At 65.2% G+C, this 19907-nt stretch carries 19 protein-coding genes and 3 pseudogenes; 10 read left to right on the top strand and 12 right to left on the bottom strand.

Annotation, left to right across the window (positions count from 1 at the left end):
* Nucleotides 1-392 precede the first annotated feature (392 nt).
* Together AC0NH5_RS14630 and AC0NH5_RS14625 are read left to right on the top strand one after the other, a co-directional pair.
* A pseudogene (locus AC0NH5_RS14630) lies at nucleotides 393-1429 on the top strand (IS701 family transposase); the annotation flags it as partial.
* Nucleotides 1430-1438: 9 nt separating this feature from the next.
* Nucleotides 1439-1630 (top strand): hypothetical protein, encoded by a 192-nt coding sequence (locus tag AC0NH5_RS14625; protein ID WP_474403790.1) that lies wholly within the window; start codon nucleotides 1439-1441, stop codon nucleotides 1628-1630.
* Between the two features lie 903 nt (nucleotides 1631-2533).
* Here AC0NH5_RS14625 and AC0NH5_RS14620 read toward each other — a convergent pair.
* Nucleotides 2534-3070 carry an HAD domain-containing protein gene (locus tag AC0NH5_RS14620; protein WP_474403770.1) on the bottom strand — a complete coding sequence of 179 codons (537 nt, stop codon included), beginning with the start codon at nucleotides 3068-3070 and terminating at the stop codon, nucleotides 2534-2536.
* A 54-nt stretch (nucleotides 3071-3124) separates the two neighbouring features.
* A pseudogene (locus AC0NH5_RS14615) lies at nucleotides 3125-3585 on the bottom strand (transposase); the annotation flags it as partial.
* Between AC0NH5_RS14615 and AC0NH5_RS14610 the strand changes: the two are divergent.
* Complete coding sequence (locus AC0NH5_RS14610) at nucleotides 3569-3724, top strand: hypothetical protein (protein ID WP_474403768.1); 156 nt, start codon at nucleotides 3569-3571, stop codon at nucleotides 3722-3724. The pseudogene AC0NH5_RS14615 and the gene AC0NH5_RS14610 sit on opposite strands and share 17 nt — an antisense overlap.
* A 262-nt stretch (nucleotides 3725-3986) precedes the next feature.
* Here the strand turns inward: AC0NH5_RS14610 and AC0NH5_RS14605 are convergent, their stop codons facing one another.
* Nucleotides 3987-4823, bottom strand: a complete 837-nt coding sequence (locus AC0NH5_RS14605; protein WP_474403766.1) for an NAD(P)H-binding protein — start codon at nucleotides 4821-4823, stop codon at nucleotides 3987-3989.
* Nucleotides 4820-5713 (bottom strand): NAD(P)H-binding protein, encoded by an 894-nt coding sequence (locus tag AC0NH5_RS14600; protein ID WP_474403763.1) that lies wholly within the window; start codon nucleotides 5711-5713, stop codon nucleotides 4820-4822. The genes AC0NH5_RS14605 and AC0NH5_RS14600 overlap by 4 nt, the downstream gene beginning before the upstream one ends.
* Before the next feature lie 668 nt (nucleotides 5714-6381).
* Between AC0NH5_RS14600 and AC0NH5_RS14595 the strand changes: the two genes are divergently transcribed.
* From AC0NH5_RS14595 to AC0NH5_RS14580, 4 genes are all read left to right on the top strand, one after another.
* A complete protein-coding gene (locus AC0NH5_RS14595; RefSeq protein WP_474403762.1) occupies nucleotides 6382-7038 on the top strand; it encodes a hypothetical protein in 657 nt (218 codons plus the stop codon).
* Between the two features lie 535 nt (nucleotides 7039-7573).
* Nucleotides 7574-8308: a hypothetical protein gene (locus AC0NH5_RS14590; RefSeq protein ID WP_474403760.1), complete on the top strand. Its 735-nt coding sequence runs from the start codon at nucleotides 7574-7576 to the stop codon at nucleotides 8306-8308.
* Nucleotides 8309-8719: 411 nt separating this feature from the next.
* Nucleotides 8720-9421, top strand: coding sequence for a hypothetical protein (locus tag AC0NH5_RS14585; RefSeq protein ID WP_474403758.1), 702 nt, complete (start codon nucleotides 8720-8722; stop codon nucleotides 9419-9421).
* Between the two features lie 113 nt (nucleotides 9422-9534).
* A complete protein-coding gene (locus tag AC0NH5_RS14580; protein ID WP_474403756.1) occupies nucleotides 9535-9876 on the top strand; it encodes a hypothetical protein in 342 nt (113 codons plus the stop codon).
* A gap of 116 nt (nucleotides 9877-9992) precedes the next feature.
* Here AC0NH5_RS14580 and AC0NH5_RS14575 read toward each other — a convergent pair whose 3' ends face one another.
* Nucleotides 9993-10532, bottom strand: a complete 540-nt coding sequence (locus AC0NH5_RS14575) for a hypothetical protein (RefSeq protein WP_474403754.1) — start codon at nucleotides 10530-10532, stop codon at nucleotides 9993-9995.
* Nucleotides 10533-10676: 144 nt separating this feature from the next.
* Nucleotides 10677-11336 carry an SMI1/KNR4 family protein gene (locus tag AC0NH5_RS14570; protein ID WP_474403786.1) on the bottom strand — a complete coding sequence of 220 codons (660 nt, stop codon included), beginning with the start codon at nucleotides 11334-11336 and terminating at the stop codon, nucleotides 10677-10679.
* A 151-nt stretch (nucleotides 11337-11487) separates the two neighbouring features.
* Here AC0NH5_RS14570 and AC0NH5_RS14565 point away from each other — a divergent pair, with 151 nt between their 5' ends.
* Nucleotides 11488-12369: a hypothetical protein gene (locus AC0NH5_RS14565; RefSeq protein WP_474403752.1), complete on the top strand. Its 882-nt coding sequence runs from the start codon at nucleotides 11488-11490 to the stop codon at nucleotides 12367-12369.
* Between the two features lie 144 nt (nucleotides 12370-12513).
* Here the strand turns inward: AC0NH5_RS14565 and AC0NH5_RS14560 are convergent, their stop codons facing one another.
* Genes AC0NH5_RS14560 through AC0NH5_RS14550 form a run of 3 tightly spaced genes read right to left on the bottom strand, consistent with a single transcriptional unit; the run spans nucleotide 12514 to nucleotide 14594 of the window.
* A complete protein-coding gene (locus AC0NH5_RS14560) occupies nucleotides 12514-13029 on the bottom strand; it encodes a transposase (RefSeq protein ID WP_474403750.1) in 516 nt (171 codons plus the stop codon).
* A 19-nt stretch (nucleotides 13030-13048) separates the two neighbouring features.
* Nucleotides 13049-13606 (bottom strand): IS110 family transposase, encoded by a 558-nt coding sequence (locus tag AC0NH5_RS14555; protein ID WP_474403748.1) that lies wholly within the window; start codon nucleotides 13604-13606, stop codon nucleotides 13049-13051.
* Nucleotides 13566-14594: an ATP-dependent DNA ligase gene (locus AC0NH5_RS14550; protein WP_474403746.1), complete on the bottom strand. Its 1029-nt coding sequence runs from the start codon at nucleotides 14592-14594 to the stop codon at nucleotides 13566-13568. The genes AC0NH5_RS14555 and AC0NH5_RS14550 overlap by 41 nt, the downstream gene beginning before the upstream one ends.
* Before the next feature lie 67 nt (nucleotides 14595-14661).
* On the opposite strand from AC0NH5_RS14550, the gene AC0NH5_RS14545 reads away from it, so the two are divergent.
* Nucleotides 14662-15987, top strand: a complete 1326-nt coding sequence (locus AC0NH5_RS14545) for a hypothetical protein (protein ID WP_474403744.1) — start codon at nucleotides 14662-14664, stop codon at nucleotides 15985-15987.
* Nucleotides 15988-16696: 709 nt separating this feature from the next.
* Complete coding sequence (locus tag AC0NH5_RS14540; protein ID WP_474403743.1) at nucleotides 16697-17461, top strand: DUF6042 family protein; 765 nt, start codon at nucleotides 16697-16699, stop codon at nucleotides 17459-17461.
* Nucleotides 17462-17540: 79 nt separating this feature from the next.
* Here the strand turns inward: AC0NH5_RS14540 and AC0NH5_RS14535 are convergent, their stop codons facing one another.
* The 3 genes and pseudogenes from AC0NH5_RS14535 to AC0NH5_RS14525 all read right to left on the bottom strand — a co-directional run.
* On the bottom strand, nucleotides 17541-18545 hold the full coding sequence (locus AC0NH5_RS14535; RefSeq protein ID WP_474403740.1) for a hypothetical protein: 1005 nt from the start codon (nucleotides 18543-18545) through the stop codon (nucleotides 17541-17543).
* Nucleotides 18542-19099: an RNA polymerase sigma factor gene (locus AC0NH5_RS14530; protein WP_474403738.1), complete on the bottom strand. Its 558-nt coding sequence runs from the start codon at nucleotides 19097-19099 to the stop codon at nucleotides 18542-18544. Before AC0NH5_RS14530 ends, AC0NH5_RS14535 begins: the two co-directional genes overlap by 4 nt.
* A 524-nt stretch (nucleotides 19100-19623) precedes the next feature.
* Nucleotides 19624-19821: pseudogene (locus tag AC0NH5_RS14525) on the bottom strand (tyrosine-type recombinase/integrase); the annotation flags it as partial.
* Between the last annotated feature and the right edge of the window lie 86 nt (nucleotides 19822-19907).

The following is a 19907-nucleotide window of genomic DNA, read 5'->3' as shown; positions in this document are numbered from 1 at the left end:
GACCAGCGAACGAGACCGATCTTCGCGTCGTGACGCTGATCAACATCGATTCAGCAGATCGTGTTAGGAGCTCTTAACTGCCATCTTGTGGCGCCAGGGGTGGAAGATCGCTGAGCAACCTACGGGGAAAGTCGGCTCGCACCGTGTCTCCGGTGACGGTGAAGGCCTCTATCGCCTGCTGCCAACTGGCATATGCTTCGCCGATCCGATCGACCCGCACTAGTACTCCAGCAGGAGATCCGGTCTGAGCTGCTGTGACGGTGCGGGTTTGTTCGTGGACAGCAAGCAGCCACCGTCAAGTCTCAGCGGTTGTGTGGACTACCGAAAACGCGGCGGTGGCTGCCGCCTACAGAGTAGACGCTCAGCGATGGTCTGAGCTGTTCAGCGAGCTGATGGACACGATCGAGGCACGCTTCATCAGGCCCGAGCCTCGGCGCCGGGTCCGGGACTTCGTCGCCGGCCTGCTGGCCCCGTTGCCGAGCAAGAACTGCTGGACGATCGCCGAACACGCCGGCGACGACGGCCCCGGCGGCATGCAAGATCTGATCAGCCGGGCGAGCTGGGACGACAAACTGGTGCGTGCTGACGTGCGGGACTTCGTGACCGCCCGGCTCGGGCATCCCGACGGCGTGCTGCTGGTCGATGAGACCGGTGATCTGAAGAAAGGCACCCGGACTGTCGGCGTGCAACGGCAGTACTCCGGCACCGCAGGGAAGATCGAGAACTGCCAGCTCGCGGTGCACCTGTCCTATGCCTCACCGCTCGGGCACACCCTGGTCGACGTCGCGCTCTACCTGCCGAAATCCTGGGCCGACGATCCGCGGCGACGCTCTGAAGCAGGCGTGCCTGACACCGTCACCTTCGCTACGAAGCCGCAGCTGGCACGCCGCTGATCGAGACTGCGATCACCGGCGGACTGCCGTGCCGGTGGGTCGCCGGCGACGAAGCCTACGGCGGCGACCCCCAGCTTGCCGCCGCGCTACGCGGCCACCAACTCGGCTATGTCCTCGCAGTCGCCTGTTCACACCGGGCACCGACCGGCCTCGGCATCCAACGAGCCGATCAGATCGCTGCCGGCCTCCCAAAACCAGCGTGGCAGCGGATCTCCGCCGGAGCCGGAGCGAAAGGTCACCGCTACTACGACTGGGCATTCATCACCCTGCCGCAGGCAGCCGACCAGCACCAAGGCCATCACTGGCTGCTGATCCGCCGCAACCGGACCACCGGTGAGCTCGCGTTCTACCGCTGCTGGTCACCCCAACTCGTCCCGCTGCACCACCTGGTCGCCGTCGCCGGATCTCGTTGGCGAGTCGAGGAATCATCCCAAGCCACGAAGACCGGACTCGGCCTGGACCAGCATCAACACCGCCGATGGAAAGCCTGGCACCGCTGGACCACCCTGGTCATCGCCGCCCACGCATTCCTCGCGGCAGCAACCATGGCCAGCACCACGAGCCCGGACGGCCTGATCGCCATCACCGTCAACGAACTCCGCCGACTGTTCCACGCCCTGGTCATCGAACCAGCCAGACGGCTGGCCGACGTCATTGCCTGGTCCATCTACCGGCGCCGCCATCAAGCCACCGCCAAGACCAGCCACTACACCCGGCAAGCCCTCACCGAACCCTAAAACGGATCTCCTGCTGGACTACTAAGCGGGTGGGAGCCAGCAACCCGCCTGCACTGAAAGATCAAGGACAGTACTTATCCGGTCGCGACCATTCCCTCTACCATCGATGAGCATCTACCTCAGGTGAGATCGAATTGCGGGAGGAGCAGCATGTTGGGGATGATTACGCGACCGAGCACGACGTCTTCGAGCGCCGCCACGCTCAGATTGCGCGGGTGGAGACTTCTCGCCGCCGCGATGGCGGGGGTTCTTGCGCTGCCTTTTATGAGCGGCCCAGCCAGCGCAGCAAGTCAGCAAATCTCGGGGGGATATGGCTCAGTGACGAGTACTAACGCAAGCGCCTGCTCCACCGGCGGTCTGCTCATCTACTTGTACTACGCCAAGGTGAAGAATGGATCGGAGAGCGGTGGCAGGCTCACGGCACAGCCGGGTCGTTGCAGCCAATTGACGCTTCTTGACGGGTCGCGGTTCACCCACTTCCATCTATGCAACAGCAACCTCGTCTGTGGCCCAGAAGTGTGGGTGTAGCACGCGTCGTTAGGCTTCCAGCCTTGTCTGGAACTGTGACCTGCGACGGAAACAGCGCCATCCAGGCCGCGCATCGCGTGACGGACGTGTCGCTCCCGACCGCGACGTCGGCCAGGCGTTCGGCGGCGGCGCGGTGCTCTACCGCGATACGCCACGTCTCGCACGCCGAGATAGCGCAGGGAGATTGTCATAGCTCTGGTAGCAACGGGCAAACCCACCCGAACAGCACCTCACTGCCGCGCAGCAACGCCACCCCGAACCGCCTGGGCCTTCATCCCACTCGTCCCAGTTGATCCGAACGCGGAGTAGCGAGACTTCCCAGTGTCGTTGTCAACCCATGAGGTGCGGGGTTCGTCCTTATGGGCAGGGGCAGCGTCAGCTGCCCGAAGACGCTCGGGTGGCGTCGGCTCGGGTTTCGAGCCACCGGCGAACCTCGGAGAAGTCTGCCTCGGTCAAGCCCGCATAAGGATCGACGCGGTGCAGCAGCGCCTGCCCAGGGTGATGCGCTAGGACCCATCGCTGGTCAGCGTCGGTCAGCTCGTCGTCGAGCCAGACGAACGGCCGACCACCGGCCCACTGCGTCAGAAACGCCGTCTTCCAGTGCAGGCCTCTGCCTAGGTCCTCATCGTCGTCCGGCCATTCGACCACGGGCAGCTGCGGAAGCCCGAGCCGCGGCGAGACGACTTCATTAGCCTCAGCCATCCATGTCGTCGCCCAAACCAAATGCCCCTTCAGCGCAAGGAGCCTCTGGCCGTCCTTCGGGTCCAGCCGGTCCAGTAGAGGGTTGCCGACCTCGGTCGAGGGCGCAGTGAGGACGCCGCCGGCTCGGTCAACCGACCGGCTCTTAAACGGGATCAGTGGTCCATCTACATCGAGAAAGATCAAGGGAACGTCGCTGATACCGGGCGTCACGCCTGAACCGTATCGCTCGGAAGCCGCAGACTCGTGAGTTGCCTGGGCGGACCATTACGGTGCAGCAGCGTCGACAGGTCGTGGCTGGTAGAGCGTTCCGTCGCGAACCATGGCCCAGAGCACGTTGGCTCGGCGCCGGGCCAGGCAGAGCAGGGTCGTTGATGGTTTCGGCCCTCTTGGCGTTTTCGGTCGTAGTAGCTTCGCGATGCGGCGCAGGTTCTCAGGCTGGCCAGCGCGGACAGGTAGAAGGCGCGCAGTAGGCCGCGGTGGAAGCGGGTTGGGCGGCGCATGTTGCCAGCGACCCGCCCGGAGTCGCGTGGCACCGGCGCCAACCCGGCGAACGTGGCCAGCCGGTCCGCGCTGCCGAACACCGCGAGGTCGCCACCGGTGGCCGCGAGCAGCTCCACCCCGATCCGGGAACCCATCCCGGGCAGGCTGTCGGTAACCTCGGCGCTGGGATGCTGCTCGAACCGGGCCTCGATGAGCGCGTCGACCTCCGTGATCTCGGCATTCATCGTCGATTGGTCGATGCGCGGCACCGCCCACCAGGGCTACCAACTCGATCTGGGCGGCGTCGCCGCCGACGTCCTCCGCCGAGGTGCCGATGGCCGCTGGCGCTATCTCATCAACAACCCCTTCGGCACCAGTCTCTGAGCGCACCGGCCGCTGGCGCGCACCGTAGTCGCCCTTGATGACGCAGCGATCTCATCCGCAGCGACATCGGGGTGGGGCGGGAGGTTGAAGAGCAAGTTGAGTGACTGTCTCACAGCCTGTACCCAACACCGCGTCTGCTAGCTCGGACACGGCGTCTGCCCGCCGGGTCATGCACCGGTAGAGCGTTCGGCGCGGACCGTCCTGGTCGACGGTCGTGTGGGGTATGGCGGCCGGGTGGCCGCCATACCCCACCAGGAACGCTCTACCGGAAGTCGGCCGCGTGGTCGGTGGCCCATTGCGCGAATGTCCGTGCGGGCCGGCCGGTCAGGTGCGGGACGACGTCGGCCCACTCCTGGTTCGTCGGGGCGGGGTTACGCGCGGATTCCGCCCACATGGTGAAGATCCAGTCGACGAACGTCTGTGGATAGCCGTTGCTGATCCACTCGGCTCGGGCCCGGGCCGGATCGAGTTCGTCGAATCGCACCGTGGCACCAATCGCCGTGCCGATCGCGTCGGCCTGTGCGGCCGTGGTGAGCGCCTCGGGGCCGGCGAAGGTGTAGGTTCGGCCGGCGTGGCCGTCCTCGACGAGCACCCTCGCGGCGACCGCGGCGATGTCAGCCTCATGGGTGGGCTGGGTCACCGCAGCCGCGTACGGCCGGCGAACCACCAGACTTTCCTTGATGGTCGGGGCCCAGTCCAGCCAGTTCGCTGCGAACTCCCCGGGGCGCACGTGCGTCCACTCGAGACCGGAGTCCTCGACCGCACGTTCGACCGCCAGGTATCCGTCCTCACTGAAGTCGGAGTCGGCCAGCGCCCCGGACAACACGACGATGCGCCGCACGCCGGCCCGTTTCGCAGCAGCGACGACGTCACGCGCCGTGCGTCCGACGGAGAACAGGTACATCCGCTCCACCCCGCGCAACGACGGCTCCAGGGACGTCGGGTCGGTCAGATCGCCGCCGACGACCTCCACCCCGTCCGGAAGATTCGCCGCTGACGGCGTCCGCGTCAGTGCGCGGACCCGGTGGCCGGTCTTCACCAGTTCGGCGACGACGTGTCGGCCCACCATGCCGGTGGCACCCGTGACCAGAATCGTCATCGTGTCGCCTCCGGCCGGAAGTCGGCGGCGTGGTCGTGGGCCCACTGGGCGAACGTGCGCGGTGCTCGACCCGTCACCCGCAGGTAGGTGTCCGTCGGCGGCAACGCACCCGTCCCGTCGACCGCGTCGGCGAGCAGCGCGATCATCCAGTCGGCGGTCTCCTCGTCGAGCCCGTCGCGTAGGCACTGCCGGCGCGCCTCGGCCGGATCGAGCTCCTCGAACCGCACCTGCACGCCGATGGCGGCACCGATCGCGGCGGCCTGCTCCGCCTGCGAGACCTTCACCGGGCCGGTAACGGTGTACGCGGCACCGACATGGTCGTCGGTCAGCAACGCCGCAACCGCCACGTCGGCGACGTCGGCCTCGTGAACCACCGGGTAGCCGGCGGCCGCGTACGGCCCGCGGACCACCCGTCCGGTTCGGATCTGGTCGGCCCACTGCAGCGCGTTGGCGGCCAACAGGCCCGGCCGCACATGAGTCCATTCAGCGCCGGATGCCTCCACCAGCAGTTCCAACCCGCGGTGTGCTTCCCGTTCCTCGGTGAGGTGCCGCCCGAGCGCGCCGTCGCCTCCGGTGCCGGGTGCGAACCCGGCCGCCGCCGCGGAGTGCACCACGAACCGGGTCACGCCGGCCTTGACCGCCTCATCGACGAACCCACGGTCGGTCGCGGCGTACACGAAGGGAAACAGGTATACCGACCGCACTGCGTCCAGCACCGCCGGCCACGTGTCGGGACGTTCGAAGTCTCCCTGGACCACCTCGACACCGTCCGGCAGCCGACCTGGCTGCGGCCGCCGGGTCATCGCCCGCACCGGCTGCCCGGCCTCGGCCAGTCGGGCCACCACCTGGCGACCCACGTTCCCGGTCGCTCCGGTTACTAGGATTGTCACGTTGCTCCTTCTCGAATACCTGGAGTGGGGCAATAGACCGCCGCCGCGAATCCACGGCCAAATGGCGCGGCGGCGGTCACCACGCAGGCTAGGGCGAAAATCGAAAAGTCGCACATCGTACATATGTACGATGTGCGAGCGTCGCAGTTCCAGTCGGGTCGCTGTTCCGGATGGCGCGGCACACCCACGCACGGCGTTTCGCCTCGGACGTCGACGCACCCGATCGCTCAACCTCGACCCCCGGGGATGAGGCAACCGCAGGCCAAGAACACCTGACCGCGCGAAACCCAGCCCCATTCACGCCCAGCGAGCATCCGGATCTGCCGCAGAGAACGCGCGTTGGGTCCCGTCGTCGCCCGTGCCCAGCGGGCTGGGCGGCACGCACCGTAGTGACCCTTCATGACGCCGAGACCGCGGACTAGGCCGTGTGAGAAATTTCAGCCTGCTTAATCCCGAAAAGCAAGAAGTACAGATAGAACGAAAGCAAATCGAGCGCTACCGTGTGGTTCTCGTACCCGGCTCGAGCGGCGGGTAGCGGATCTGTCGGACATTCGACTGCGCATGGCCATCTGGTGGCGCTAACGTTCCCGCCGAACCAGTCAGCGCGATTCGCACCCGGAGCGACCATGCCGAGAATCAAACAGAAATTGATTGCCCCAGGTAGTGACATGGAGGGCGTCCTGGCAGACGTGAGAACGAGGTTCGTCGCGCAGTTGGGGCAGCCGGATCAATGCGATTTCACCACATTCGAGAAGTGGCTGCAGGCCTATGCGGGTCCCGGCGGAAAACTGCTCGGAAATTGCAACATCCGAGCCGATGGGTTGGCGCCTCTGCTGACCAAGGCCGGCGAGAACTCCGGCTGGCTCAAAAGCATGATGAACGCGCCAGGAAAGCCCATCGATCAGAAGTGGGCCGCGGTCGCGACCGCCTTGAACAAGGGACGGGCCCTCATCATCGAAGGCAGAGGCACCGAGATCAGCGGAGACCAGAGCAACTTCGCGGACAGCAAGACATTCCATGCCTTCGTTCTGCTGCAGTCGATCGAGGACCGGGACGGGAAGAAGTGGTTCATCGGCTTCGACCCGGACGTCAGCGCGACGACCGAGACCCGGACGCTGTGGAACAGCTTGATCAGGGCTGCCTTCCGGACCGAGGACGAACAACTCGCCTCATGGAACGAGAAGGTCAGGGATCTGAACGGCAACGCGTTGCACGAAATCTTGACGAAAATGATTCTCGGCACGATGCCCAACGGGTTCGGGCCGTTGGTCAGAGCATACGCAATCGACAGGACGAGAGGCCTGGTGCCACCTTTCCGCGGCTGACTCATCCGATCCAGGCCCGGCGCCTCCGTATATCAGTACTCCAACGACGCGCAGGGCCCCGGCAAAGTCCTAAATGAGGCTGCGAACAAGATCTCGCCCCTGGTCCAGCGGAACCAGATGAACGCGAAGGAATCGGTGCGGTCGGCGGCTTGGGCGCACCTGGTCGGCCAGCCCACCCCCGCCACGCCGTGGGGCCGGCAGGGCGACGCGTGGCCGGTCAAGTACGTCGACACCGCAGTGGTCGCCGGCGGCGACGTCGCCGTGCAGGACTCCGTGGGCGGGCCGCCGGGCCGTGCACCGCCGCAACGAGCGCCGATAGGTTCCAGATGCGCCATCCTCCCCAGGATGACGCTCGGTCACCGTCGGCCAGACCGGAGGTGGGCTCTACGAACGCGCTCAACTGCCGAGGAGAGTTCGTGGAAGGCGACGGCGTGGAAATGAATCTCACTTATTTCCGCTCGCTTCTGACTCCCGAATTTCCCCTTGCGGAGGGATGGCACCATGACTTTTTCTACGCAGCCTTAAGGTGGCGGACATGGAAGATCTTGCAGCACACCGCTCATTGACGGAGCTGAACTTTACGCAGCAGCGCACTGTTCGCCGTTCACCACTCTTTACCAGGCTTCCTTTAGCCATCATATGCTTGCTGGCCGGGAATGCCGCTTGGGAGATTGTCCGCATGAACGCAACTGCGATCCAGTTCTCCGTCATGGAGCGGTCTACATCCTTCGCTTTGATGGGCGTCGGCGCCGGCCTCCTCTTGACGCGTCTTCAATGGGCCAGAGCGATGCGCCCTGCTCTAGGGATTGCGATCGACCCGGAGGATGACCGCACTCGGGAACGGACTAGCAGGTGGATACTTCGTGTCGTAAACGCGGGGCCCGGAGTACCTGTGATCGAGAACTTTGACTATTTCGTTTCATTTGAGGATGCTGACCACTTACCCAACGAAGAAGATTTCGTTGACTTCTTACAGTTAACTCGACTCTTTGAAAAAAGGGGATTGAGAAGCGAAGTCGACTATTATATTAAGTATCTGACACGTGGGGGCCCACTACCAGTGAGCACCTACGCGGCAGGGACTGAAGTTTGCTGGTTCAAGAAGAGTATCCTCTATGATATCAAACGCCTCGATATTCGAGTGCGGGTCATCGATATTGCAGGCGACACGCATGAGCGTGTCTTTCCTTGCAAGTATTTCCTCGAAGGCGTGATGGTTCCTGCTAGCGGTCCGAACAGGCGACGCTTCTTAAGAGGCAGAGTGCGCTAACTCTTCTGCCGCGATCCGCGTGAGGGCTTGGACAGGGACGCCTGAGCGGCCGGTAACTCGGGCCCCGCCGAGGCGGGGTTGATGCTCATGGGTGTATGGACGTGCTGAGCGGAGGGGTTCCCGGCTTGCGACTGATCTTCAGGGCCGGGTAGTCGTAGGTAGATACGTCTTCTACCTGCCATCTTGTTGCTTCGAGAATCGTGTGGAGCGCTTTCGTCATCGCAGAGACGGCCTGATTGATCGCGGTCTGCCGCGAGTCGCGCGTTACGGAGGGTGATGTCTGGGCAAGGTGTCGGCCAAGGCAAGCTCGTGTCGATGGGCAGTGCACCTTCATCCAAATGAAGCTTCTCCGATGAACATTGGCATATTGACAACTTGAAAATCGGAGCCGTTGCATCCACAATCGCCAGTATGGCGAACTTCGACAGAGAAGACTATAGCGTCTCCGACCATAACGATTCGGCGCATCCAGGTGAACCGTACGACGGCACAGGAGGGAAGGACTGGTATGACTCATCTGACATTATTACAGATCAGTACTCGTCAGACGTCCTGGGCGATTCATCGGAGGCTGCAGAACTGCCAGCTGGGTCCGAATATGGGCGGAACTCGGGGGTCGATGCACCGGATAGCATGAAGCCCGGTGATGCTGAACGCAATTGGCTTGAACAAGTGCGGGCCGCGTATCGGAGCGATCCGGACAATGCTGTCATAACGCGAATGCTCGATGAGGCCGCTGCGCGCTACTACAAGGCTAAGGCTGCGGACAAGAGCGACGCTGACGCGGTTAGCCTAGCTGCAGAAGAAAATGCCAGAATACTGGAATCTGACGATACTCCTGCAGAGATTAAGAATCATTTGGTTTTCAGTGCCATCGTGCTCGCGGTAGCCGTCCTGTCGGGCGCGGCAGCAGGGGCCGCGGGGGCCGTAATAGTTAAGGAAGTCATCTCCAAAGAGATCATCAAGGGTGCCATCGCAGGCCTCATCACGACTACGGCCGCTATCGCTACGGATCACATCTTCCAACGGTCCGCGCATGAAGCACCAAGGGCATCGCCGGAATCGGATGACTCTGCGGTGGGGCGCAGTGGAAAAACGCGACGGGCAGATTAGCGTGCTCCATCAAAAAAAACCGCCACCCACGCGCCTGCTGATGGGTCGGAGCACTAATAGCTATAAGGTGGCGCACTGAACTGCCGCGGACAAGTAGCGGTAGCCTCCCCGGCATGGGCCTTGATGTTGAGCTCTTCACCTTCGAGCAGGAGGGCACGAGCCCACGGCGACGCCGGACTGTCGAGATGGCGATGGTCGGCGACACACATTTCCGGTTCGCGCAGGCTGTGGAACGTACGCAGCACCGCGGGTTGACGCCATTGCTTGACCGTATTGACCTGTACGGAACTTTAGAACTCTCCTGGGACGAGATGCCACAGTTCCTGAGCGAGCTGGATCAGACGCTTGCCTCAGCCGTTGACGACGGGGAGCGTCAGGTGATCAAGGCGGTATATGGCCTTGCAGAACGATGCCGCGCTGGCCGGCATCTGGCTCTGCGGCTGGTCGGCGACTGAGCCCATCCGGCGGTGCAGCCTCACTGAATTGTCCGCACTCAACTGCCGCCGTCCGTTCGCGTTGTAGCCGGAATCCTCTCGGAGCTGCGGTGGCTCACGGTGGGTCCGGTTGACGATCACACCAGTCGTGGTTTTATGGCGAGCCAAGCGCGGAGCTCGTGGCTCAAGACTGGATCGTTGAGGTCGGCCAGGTGTAATTCGGCAGCGTTGATCAGACTCCTGGCGCGCCGCGAATCAAGCAGAGCCTGGCGTTCCAGGGCGCGGACGTTCTTCCGATCGGTCAGCAGCGCGACCTGGTCGATGGGGACGGCTATGGCGTCCAGACAAGCCCGAACCACGGTGTCCGCTGATGGCAGAGCCGACTCCGCCATTCCGGCGTCGCGCATCTGCGAAACAAAATACGCCATTCGCTCCGCGACCTCGCCCTGGCCGAGTGCGGCACGGGCCTGCACCAGCACCCACATCTTCAGCTGAGTCCATGCGGCGCGCTCCGCCGCCCGGTTCTCCCATCGCTCATCTATCAGCAGTAGCAGGTGCAACCACCAGTTCGGCTCCTCGCCCACGGCCTGACGCCGAACCAGCCATCGCCTGCGCTCATCCTCGTTCGACTGCAACAGCCGATCGAGGCCCGCGCCGGAGATCGTCTCGTCTCGCACCCCGCCAACAGTGACGCCACCGGCGACGGTAATCAAGGATGCGACATCCCGATTTGCCGCAGTCCGCGCGACCGACGAACTCGGTTGATGGCGCCACAGCGGTACTCCTGTACGCGGTGTTCAGCGGGCGCGCGCTATCGGACTTCAGTCAGCGTTATGCGCGCCGGGCATCGGCGATTGCCATGTGAAGCGGTCGTCCTCAACTCCAGCGTGCCAGCCGTTGATGGCGGTGCCGTTGTTCAACGCGTCGGCGATGACGGCCAGCATGTTGGTCACACTCGGCCAACGCGGGCCGTCGAACCATATGTCCTCCTTCCGGTGCTCGCCGACGCAGCCGTGCCGCAGTCCGGGACGCAGGTCGAGGAAGAGGTAGCCGCCACCGAGGCTGTCGGCGATGGGAAACCAGCTCGGCAACCATCGACTGTCGGCCGGCGTTCCTGCAGGTTCCTGATCCAGCACAGGGGTGTTGGGCCAGTCGCGGGCGCTGTCCGCCAACATCCGGTAACTGATTAGCGCGTCGGCGATCGGGGTCGGATGGTAGGCCACAGGGATCAGACTGGGATACGGGAAGACGGTGCCGTCGCTGAGCCGCCACCACGCCAGCTGATCAAGAGGCACGGCCCTGCCGGTGGCCACCTCGACAGCGCGGATGTCTTCCTCTACTGCCGGGCCCCGAAATGACGGGCGTTCCTGCGGGCAGTGCTGCTCGAACCAGCCGAGAATCGGATCCCAGGAGTGCTCCACGGTGTCAACCACAACCCCAGCATCTCCCGAACACCGCAACTCCACGGCGCTTTCGACCATCACAGCTCACAGCATGCAGGTATCTCGCTGGGCATACTCATTTGCCGCCTGTCGTATGCGGTGGTTGGGCGAAGTTCTCATGTTCGATACGGCTCGGTTTCGGTTGCCGACCGAGCGCGGGCTGCCCAGATCAGGCTGCCATCATGACGGGGTGACGTCGGTGCCGGAGAGCATGCCGTTTCGGTGGGATCTGATCACGCAGGACCAGTTGGGATCGTTGCTCGACGGCACCGCGACGCCCGACCTGTGGTTCCTCGACGATCTCGTGGCGTGTACCGGGAAGGTGCTTGCCCGCAGCCGGAACGGGGATATGTTCTTCGTGGGTAGGTCCTTGGACTCGATGTTCGACCTGCTCGGTGGCGTGTTCACCCGCCCGGCCGGGGTGCAACGGCTCTACCGGTTGCCGTTGTCATTTCAACGTCCGGGGATCAGATCTGGTCGGCGCTGGCGGCGTCGTCCGTTGACATCTGCTGAGGTCGAGCAGGGCCGCCGGTTCCTCAAGACGGTCGGATTGACGCCGTACGCGCTAGCGCGCCGGGACCGCCCGGCGGTCCTGGTCGATGTCGTTTACGAGGGCGAGACGTTTGCCGAGTTGTTCACGCTGATGCGGGACTGGATCGAGCAGGAACGCGAGCCGTGGCCGGTCATCCGGCGCAAGCTGTCCTTCGTTGGGGTCACCATCCGCCGCAAGACCAGTCCGAACACCGACCGGTGGCAGCAGCACGCCGCCTGGACACGGACGCTGCCCGCCTCCGCGGTGGCCAACGTGTCACTCGACCCGAGAGTCTGGTCGTACTTCCGGGATCACCAAGTGAAGCTGACCCGATCGTTACGCCCTGACCGATGGACCGCCGCAGCTGAAGGCCCCGGCCGAGACGAACGCACGCGGCAGGCACTCGGCGAGGCAGCGGCCCTGGTCGCCTACGGTCGCAGCCCGGCCGGCCGGCAAGCCGTCGCCCGCGCCATCGGCCGCGACCCCGCACTCAGCCAATCGTGGCTACGTACCCTCGTCACCAGCCTGACCATAGGGTGAGTTCCGGCTACGCGCCCGGCGCCGTCGGCATCTGAAGGACACGCGGAATTGCCGCCAGTGCGAGCGCTCGACGCACCGAGCGGTGTCACGTCGCGCAACCGTCAGGCTGCATCGGTTCATGCACGCTCGTGGCACCCCTCTGTGTCAAGAGGCGGCGGCGAGGTCTGTTCTAAGGTGGGTTTTGGCGGGTCCGGGAAGTGACTTCTCCGAAGTGTCGATCATGGGGTTAAGGTCGGCCGCGCTGGATTGCAGAGTCGCCCCCACGTGTCCTCCCGGGCCCGTTTCGATCCTTCTGGCATCGGCGACCATGCGCTTGTAGACGATGTCGGACAGTCGGCGTTTCAATGCCCGCATGGCTTCCATCGAGGTTTTGCCGTCGGTGAGTTTGCGCCGGTAGTACCGGCGGCCTTCGGTGTCACGACGTAGCTGGACGACCGCCATGATGTGCAGAGCGCGGTTGATGCGCCGGTTCCCGGCGCGGGAGAGCCGGTGGCGGTTCTGGTCGCCGGAGGACGCGTCGATGGGTGCGGTGCCGTTCCAGGATGCGAAGTGGGCGCGGCTGGCGAACCGGGTGATGTCACCGATGTCGCCGATCAGGCGGGCGGCGCCGGACGGACCGATCCCGGTCAGTTCCTGCAGCGTGCTGCCCGTCGAAGCCACCAGGTCGATGAGCTCGGCTTTAGCGTTTGATCTTCTTGTCGATCGTGACCAGCTCGTGGATCAGCTCGGAAGCCAGCCAGCGGCGGGTCTTGCCGACCACGTCGCGCGGCCGGACGGTGTTCAGCAGCGCGCGTGCCTGCTGAGCGGACAGGAACTTCTTCGCCCCGCCCGGCACCAACTCGAGCAGCAGGTGATGCAACCGGGACACGACCTCGGTGCGAGTCCGGCCGAGTTGGTCACGGCGATCGACGAGTAGCCGCAGCGCCACCGTGGTGTCATCGGCTTGGACCTGTCGCAGGCCCGGCGTGCGCAGCGCGGCCACGGCAACGCTGTGGGCGTCGACCGGGTCGGTCTTGCGGCCCTGGCCGGTGGCGAACACCCTGGCCCGTGCGGACAACTTCGTCGGGACGTCCACGACGGTCTCGCCGTCGGCGAGCAGCCGCTGGGCGACGTGCCGGCCGATGCCGTTGCAGCCCTCGACCGCCAGAAGCCCTCCGGGTCGTGGTGTGGCTAACCCGTCACCGCGGTAAGGTCGGTCAGGCGGCCAAGATCTCCCGGTCCCACAACGGCAGATCATCCGGCCGCAGATCGAGCCGGCAGCGCAGATGGCGCGTCAGGTGCCGCGCGCGCCCGTGTTCGTAGGCGACGTCGGCGCGCACCTCAGCGACCACCCGAGGATCGACCGGCAGGTAATGCACCGGGGTTCCGTTGCCCGGCAGACCGGTCCACCCGGCCGGCAGCGGTACGGGCCAGACCGGCCGACCGGTGACGGGCTGGAGCAACCCGGCCAGTTCCTGCTGCTGATCGACCGTCAGCCGCATCGTCCGAGCGATGTAGTGCAGCCGTTCCCGTTCGTCGAGACGGCCGAGCAGCAGCGACTGCGGCGCCGCCAGACTGCCGGTCACTCCGCCGACGATCGCCTCCGTGGTGACGTGGATTTTGCATTTTTGCCAGCCGGTCCGGCCAGGCACGTATCGGCTGCTCAGGGGCTTGACCACGACACCTTCCACGCCCACCGCGGCCCAGTCCCGCATCCAGGTGCGGGCTTCCTCAACGTCGGTGGTCTGCGGGCACACCGGCACCTGGGCCGGGCCGCCGGCGAGCAGTTGCTCGAGCTGAGCGCGTCGCTCGGCCAGCGGCCGGTCGAGCAGGATCTCATCGCCGACGGCGAGCAGGTCGAACGCCACGAGATGGGCCGGATGGGCAGCCACCTCGGCAGCCAGTCCTCGGCCCGCCGTGATACGCCGCTGCAGCGCCGTGAACCGGGTACGTCCGGTCTGCTCGTCCCAGACGATCAACTCGCCGTCGAGGACCGTGCCGACCGGTAACCCGGATAGACAGGCCACCAGGTCAGGGAAGTACCGGGAAAGATCACGGCCGGGCCGACTTTGCAAGATCACCCGGTGCGGGAGCACCCACGCGCAGCACCGGAATCCGTCCCACTTCGGCTCGAAGATCACGGACGGGTGACCCCGCTGGCCGCCCGGCTCCGGCAACTCGGCGATCGGTGCCGCCCGCATCGGGTCGACCGGAGGACACAACCGGGCCGAGGGAGATCGGCTCACTCCATGACGCTAGGACCCCGGACCGTCGTGAACAGGGGAAACAGCGAAACCGTCAGGAGCGGACCCGGTGCCGGGCCGGGTGCAGCGCATGGCGTGGGCGGGACCGGGCGTGCGCGTGTGCATGGGTCTGGTCGCAGGGCTTCGAGCGGGATCGGCAAGGATGCCATCCGTGGCCGATGTGACGTCGTTGTTCGCCCAGGACAGTCTGGGAAAGCTGCTGCTCGACCGGACGGAGAAGGTCACCAGCCAGCTGCAGAACTGGAACGCCGACGCCTTGCTGGCCACGCCCGAGGCCGACGCCGCAGCAACGCTCGTGGCTACCGGCTCGGTGACGTGCCCGGTCCTGCGGCGGGACGACGCCTGGATGCTGCCGCCCTCCGAGGGGGTGCAGATCTGGCACAACTTCCGTGGACCCGTCGAACGGCGGGTTCCCCAGCTGATCCTCGTCGTGCCGTTCACCGGGGAGCGCGAGGTCTTCCTGCTCACCGCTCAGACGTACGGCATGAACAAGCCCCAGGTGGTCCAGCTCGGGGAGCAGGAGCTGCATCTGGCGGTGGAGAACCCCGACCCTGACCCCGCGAAGGTGCGTGCCCACCTCGACGCCCAGATCGACGGCATTGAGCGCCAGCTGGCCTGGTCGCGTCAGCAGATCGACGAGCACAACGACCGCATCCGGCGTGAGGTCCCGGGCATAGTCGCCACCCGACGCCAGCAGCTGCTCGCGATCCGCCACACGCAGGCCGGCATCGGCTACCCCATCCGGCGCCGCCAGGACGCCGCCGCGCACGCCGTGCCGGTGCGCCGCCGCACGATGCGCCCGACCCGGCCCGCCGAGGCCGCCCCCGCTTTCCAGCCCGAACCGGTGCTGTTGCACAGCGACTACATGGACGCGCTGGCGGTCCTGCGCAGCGCCCGCAACGCGCTGGAACGCACGCCGGGCGTGGCAGCGAAACTCGGTGAAGAGGAGATCCGGAATCTCCTGCTGGTCAGCCTCAACGCGCAGTTCCAAGGTGACGCCGGCGGTGAACTGTTCAATGGGGTAGGCAAGACCGACATCCTGATCCGGGTCGAGGACCGCAACGTCTTCATCGGCGAGTGCAAGATCTGGGACGGGCTGGCGAGCCTGCAGCAGGCCCTGGAGCAGATCTTGAAGTACCTGGTGTGGCGCGACACCAAGGCCGCCATCCTGCTGTTCATCCGCACCCGCGACGTCACCGCGGTGATCGCCAAAGCGATCGCGGCGATCGAGCAGCACCCTCACTACAAACGGCGTGGGCCCGAGAACAGCGACGACCAGATCGACTTCGTCATGCACGCCACCGGCGACCCGCAGCGCGAGATCCACCTGGCACTGCTGCCGTTCGCGCTTCCCGGTTCCAAGGGCACTCGATAGCCCGCGGGCCGGAGCCGGACCCTGACGCGGGCAAGCCGTCGAACGGACCCACCCCATACCGCGGCCGGGCTCGACTGCGAGACCTCGACGCGACCTGCCCCGTTCTGCTCGCCAGCGGACCGACCGCACCAGCGAGTCGGCTCGACCCTGTGACGCCGGCGAACGGAGCTTCTGATCATGACAGCCTTGCGCCTGTACACCTGCCTCGACGTGGCTGTGCCTCACCTCAACCTCGCGGCCGGTCGGACAAACCTGTGGATCACAGCGCTCGCCGCTCCGATGCCCTTCGGATGCTCGCGGAGCAAGGAATCGTCTACCGAGAAGAAACCTTCGGCGGTCCGGTCGGACCCGGCCCGGCAGCCACCGGCGTCCAGCGCGCAGGCCTGGCCGGCCAGGCCGCGGTGTACGCCTATCCGGTGCCGTGGGCGCCGGGCAGCCCGGTGGTGCGCATCGACACGCCTTCGTCCAGGCTGGTGGTCGCGACCATGGGCGAGGTCATGCCTCATCTCACGAATCCGTGAGCACGACCGGCGTCCCCTCGCGGTGGAAACGGCTCGAAACGCCTGACTCGTGCACGTCGGTCAGGCGCGGCACCCGGCATACTCTGGGCGCGGCAATCGTCGCCCGAGTGGTGTTCAGCAGGTTCCGACCTGGGACACCGGCCTGGCCATGAACGGCCGGCTGCGAGTGGACGAGGCGAGGATTGCTGATGGACGGCGCGGTCAACAACGAGTGGTTCACCTGCGGATGGCATCAGCTGCTGCCGCGCCAGGCGTTCCCGCTGCACATGTTGGTCGCCTCGGCGACGGTGCACGACCTCGACGGCGGCTTGGACTCGCTACTCGAGCAGATGCAGTTCGGCGCCAACTGGAACATGCTCTACGGCGGACTGGACGCCACGCCGCTCTGGACCCTGCCCGAGGACAAGGACGACCAGGAGCAGATCGAACTCGACACCACCTGGCAAGACCGATTCACGACCACGATGCACGCCGCCGGAAAACCGCTGCCCACCACCGTGCGAGACCTTGCCAGACTCATGGCAGAACTCGGCGTCTTCCAGCGGGAGACGACTGAAACCGGGGAGCGGTGGCGGTCGCCCGACGTACTGCCAGTCCCGGAGGACGTCCTGCCACTAGCACCAGATCTTGCTGCCGAGCTCGGCAGCTTGCGGTGGAACGACCGGATCGAACCCTACGTCCAGGAACTCATCGGTTTCCTGATCGAACTCGACGAGCCAGCGGAGTTGGCCACGTCGATACAGCGGCTGGCACGTGCCACCGACCTCGACGAGGAATCGGTACGGCACGGACTCGCAGGGCTCGTCGGCGCCGGTGACCTCCGAGTCGTCCGGGGCGAAGGATCCCAGGAGACGACCGTGGACCCTGAACGGCTCCCCGAACACGCCCGCTGCCGCCTGCTAATCGACTGGGAACATTTTCACTCACATCGGATCGGGCTCCGCAAGGCGTAGGTCTGCTGGCGTAGGTCTGCTGTCCCAGCGCCAGCGGCATGTACGGCATCGTCTACGGCGGGGCGGGAAACCGGAGGTGTTATCCATGGCAGGGGGCCGCGTTCGTCGCCCGGCCTGGAGCCACCTTGAAAGAGGCGAGGATTTGAACCTCTGGTGGCAGGTTGGTGATGCCCTGCTGCTGCCACTCCGCCCGGTCATCGTAAAGACTCTGTATGACCTCCTTCGGGGCGCTGGCGAACTCGAAGATTCTGCCCAGTGTCACTGAGGGCGGATGGTCGCCGAGGTCGTCGAAGTACGACCACTTTCCGTTCGCGTCGGCCCCGAAATCGATCGGGGTCCGGGTCAGGAAGCGGCCTGGTGCCGCGGGCTTTCCCTCCGTCGTGCACGTCTCGCGGTCCAGCCGAACCATAAGAATGAGCTTTTCTCGGTCCGCAGCCGGACCGATGACCTGTCCTTGCAGGCTGAACGGGCCGGTGATCGGCTCCTTACCGCCGTTGATCTGCGTCGGGCAGAAGGTGAGATTCCCCGCCTTTCGCGGATTCGGCATGGCCATGCTTGAGGAAGCAGGCAGCGGACAGCTGGCAATCCCAGAAGGAGGTGCCTGGTCAGCGATAAAGCCGTCATGGAGCGCGTTCGGGAGGCGGCTGATAGCCACTTGAGCTATCCCTGCGGTAAGAGCTAGGACAGTTGCGCTGACTGCGACGGCTACCGCTGGATCCATCCGATGGAAGCGGCGCACGAACTTATAGGTGACTGCCGATGCGGCAACGGCGACGACGGCAATGCTCACGCCGACAAAATGGGCGACCTCCACAGGACCAGTACTGCCGCTGAGAGCCGCTGAGGTCCCCAAGCTGGCGATTATGGCCACCGAGAGCGTCGCCACCGCGACCAAGGCTGGCTGCAGGCGTCGCGTGAGCTTGCCGCGGCGACGAGGGCTACGTGTGCCAGCCCGGGACATCCGTCGGTGAAGATCGGCTAGGCCCTGCTGCGAGTCGTGATGTACGGCATCGAGGAGAACTTGCTCAGCACGATTGGCGGCAGCCCGGCCAGCAGCGTCGCCGTTGTCGTCACGGCTGTTCATGAGGCCCCCTCCGGTTGCCGTCCTGCTTCAGTGTCTACTTCGACGAATAGAGAACGAAAGCGTTCCCGGAGTCGTTCAGTAATGCCTCGGACGGTCGAAGCGGGTATGCCCAGATCATCGGCGATCTGGACTGCCGACTTGTCCTGAAGCCAGGCCAACACGGCTACGGCGCGTTCCTTGGCGTCAGGGATGTCGGTGATCGCACGGACGATGTCGAGTCCCATCACCTCGTCCTCCACATGGGTGAAGGCACCGCTGTCTGATCTACCCACGACAACTCGGATCAGTTCGCGCCACCGTGTACTGCGACGATAGTCATCGATGCTGCGCCGTACTGCGATCGTGCGTAGCAATGCCACCTGGTCCTTGTCGGGCAGACCAAGCCAGGCCTGGTTGTCCCGCTTCCAGAGCTCCAGAAAAGCTTCCTGAGTGAACTCCTCGGCGGTGTGGACGTTCTTGGTGACCATGACGACTGCGGTGAAGACCCGCGGATAGTTTCGGCCGTAGGCAGCCGTGAACAGGAGTTCTAGTTGGTCGTCGTCACCTTGGGCCACGAGGGGAGCCCTTCTCACCCGGCCGGGATTCGATGGCCTCGTCGGGTGTAGCTGCGGCGGCTTCGGGCTGCTCCGCGACCGTGACGTCAACGGACCAACCAGCACCGTGTCGGAAGAGGAGCCGCATGCCCACACCCCCGATCTTCAGGATCCGTTCAATACCCCGCAGCTGAATGAATAGGCGCAGCATGACGACTACGCCTTGGCCAAGGATCGCCAATGCGATCAGTGCCTGAGTCACCCACTCGGTAGTCAAGGGCCCTCCCCGTCCCGGACGTGCGCCTATGACTACTCATCGGACGGGCGGCCTAAAACGTCCATCGCGAGGACCACAAGTTGTGCATGCTTGCCCCCGATGTCCGACCGCAGCCTCCTGACCTGCATCGGGGCCCCTGCGTGTAGCCGGGAGCGCTCACCGGCTGACTGGCTCGTCCTGTGTCTGCTCCCCCGTGCGAGACGGCACCGAATGAGCGGCCGGCCGTCGATGCCTTCCGAGAGGCCGCCGTCGCTCTGCATAGCATCGTCTACGACATGGTCCGGCGGGCCCTGTCGGCAGCGACGAGGTGCGCGGGATCGTGCCGCAGTGCGTCGCGTTGATGCTGGTAGCGGCGTGTGGTTCGCGGGTCGGCATGGCCCATCGAGACCTGCACTCGGGTGAGCGGCGCTCCGAGATCGTCGGCTTGGGTCGCGTACGCGTGCCGCAACGAGTGCGGGGACACCCTCCGCCGGAGGACGAAGGGGGTGGCCCACCAGCCAGCGAAACGGACTGCCCTTGAGTACGGGAAGCCGCGCCATCGCACGATGCTCG

The sequence above is a fragment of the Actinoplanes sp. 13 genome (genome assembly GCF_056134165.1).
The sequence above is the reverse complement of the archived record's forward strand: the minus strand, read 5'-3'. Positions and strand labels throughout refer to the sequence as shown.

Excerpts from the sequence above, each read along its gene's own strand:
- AC0NH5_RS14605 (WP_474403766.1), bottom strand. The coding sequence starts at position 4,823 with ATGACGATTCTGGTCACGGGTGCCACCGGCATGGTGGGCCGACACGTC.
- AC0NH5_RS14570 (WP_474403786.1), bottom strand. The coding sequence starts at position 11,336 with ATGGTCGAAAGCGCCGTGGAGTTGCGGTGTTCGGGAGATGCTGGGGTT.
- AC0NH5_RS14595 (WP_474403762.1), top strand. The coding sequence starts at position 6,382 with ATGGAGGGCGTCCTGGCAGACGTGAGAACGAGGTTCGTCGCGCAGTTG.
- AC0NH5_RS14580 (WP_474403756.1), top strand. The coding sequence starts at position 9,535 with ATGGGCCTTGATGTTGAGCTCTTCACCTTCGAGCAGGAGGGCACGAGC.
- AC0NH5_RS14540 (WP_474403743.1), top strand. The coding sequence starts at position 16,697 with ATGGACGGCGCGGTCAACAACGAGTGGTTCACCTGCGGATGGCATCAG.
- AC0NH5_RS14590 (WP_474403760.1), top strand. The coding sequence starts at position 7,574 with ATGGAAGATCTTGCAGCACACCGCTCATTGACGGAGCTGAACTTTACG.
- AC0NH5_RS14535 (WP_474403740.1), bottom strand. The coding sequence starts at position 18,545 with ATGAACAGCCGTGACGACAACGGCGACGCTGCTGGCCGGGCTGCCGCC.
- AC0NH5_RS14555 (WP_474403748.1), bottom strand. The coding sequence starts at position 13,606 with ATGATCTGCCGTTGTGGGACCGGGAGATCTTGGCCGCCTGACCGACCT.
- AC0NH5_RS14625 (WP_474403790.1), top strand. The coding sequence starts at position 1,439 with ATGGCCAGCACCACGAGCCCGGACGGCCTGATCGCCATCACCGTCAAC.
- AC0NH5_RS14585 (WP_474403758.1), top strand. The coding sequence starts at position 8,720 with ATGGCGAACTTCGACAGAGAAGACTATAGCGTCTCCGACCATAACGAT.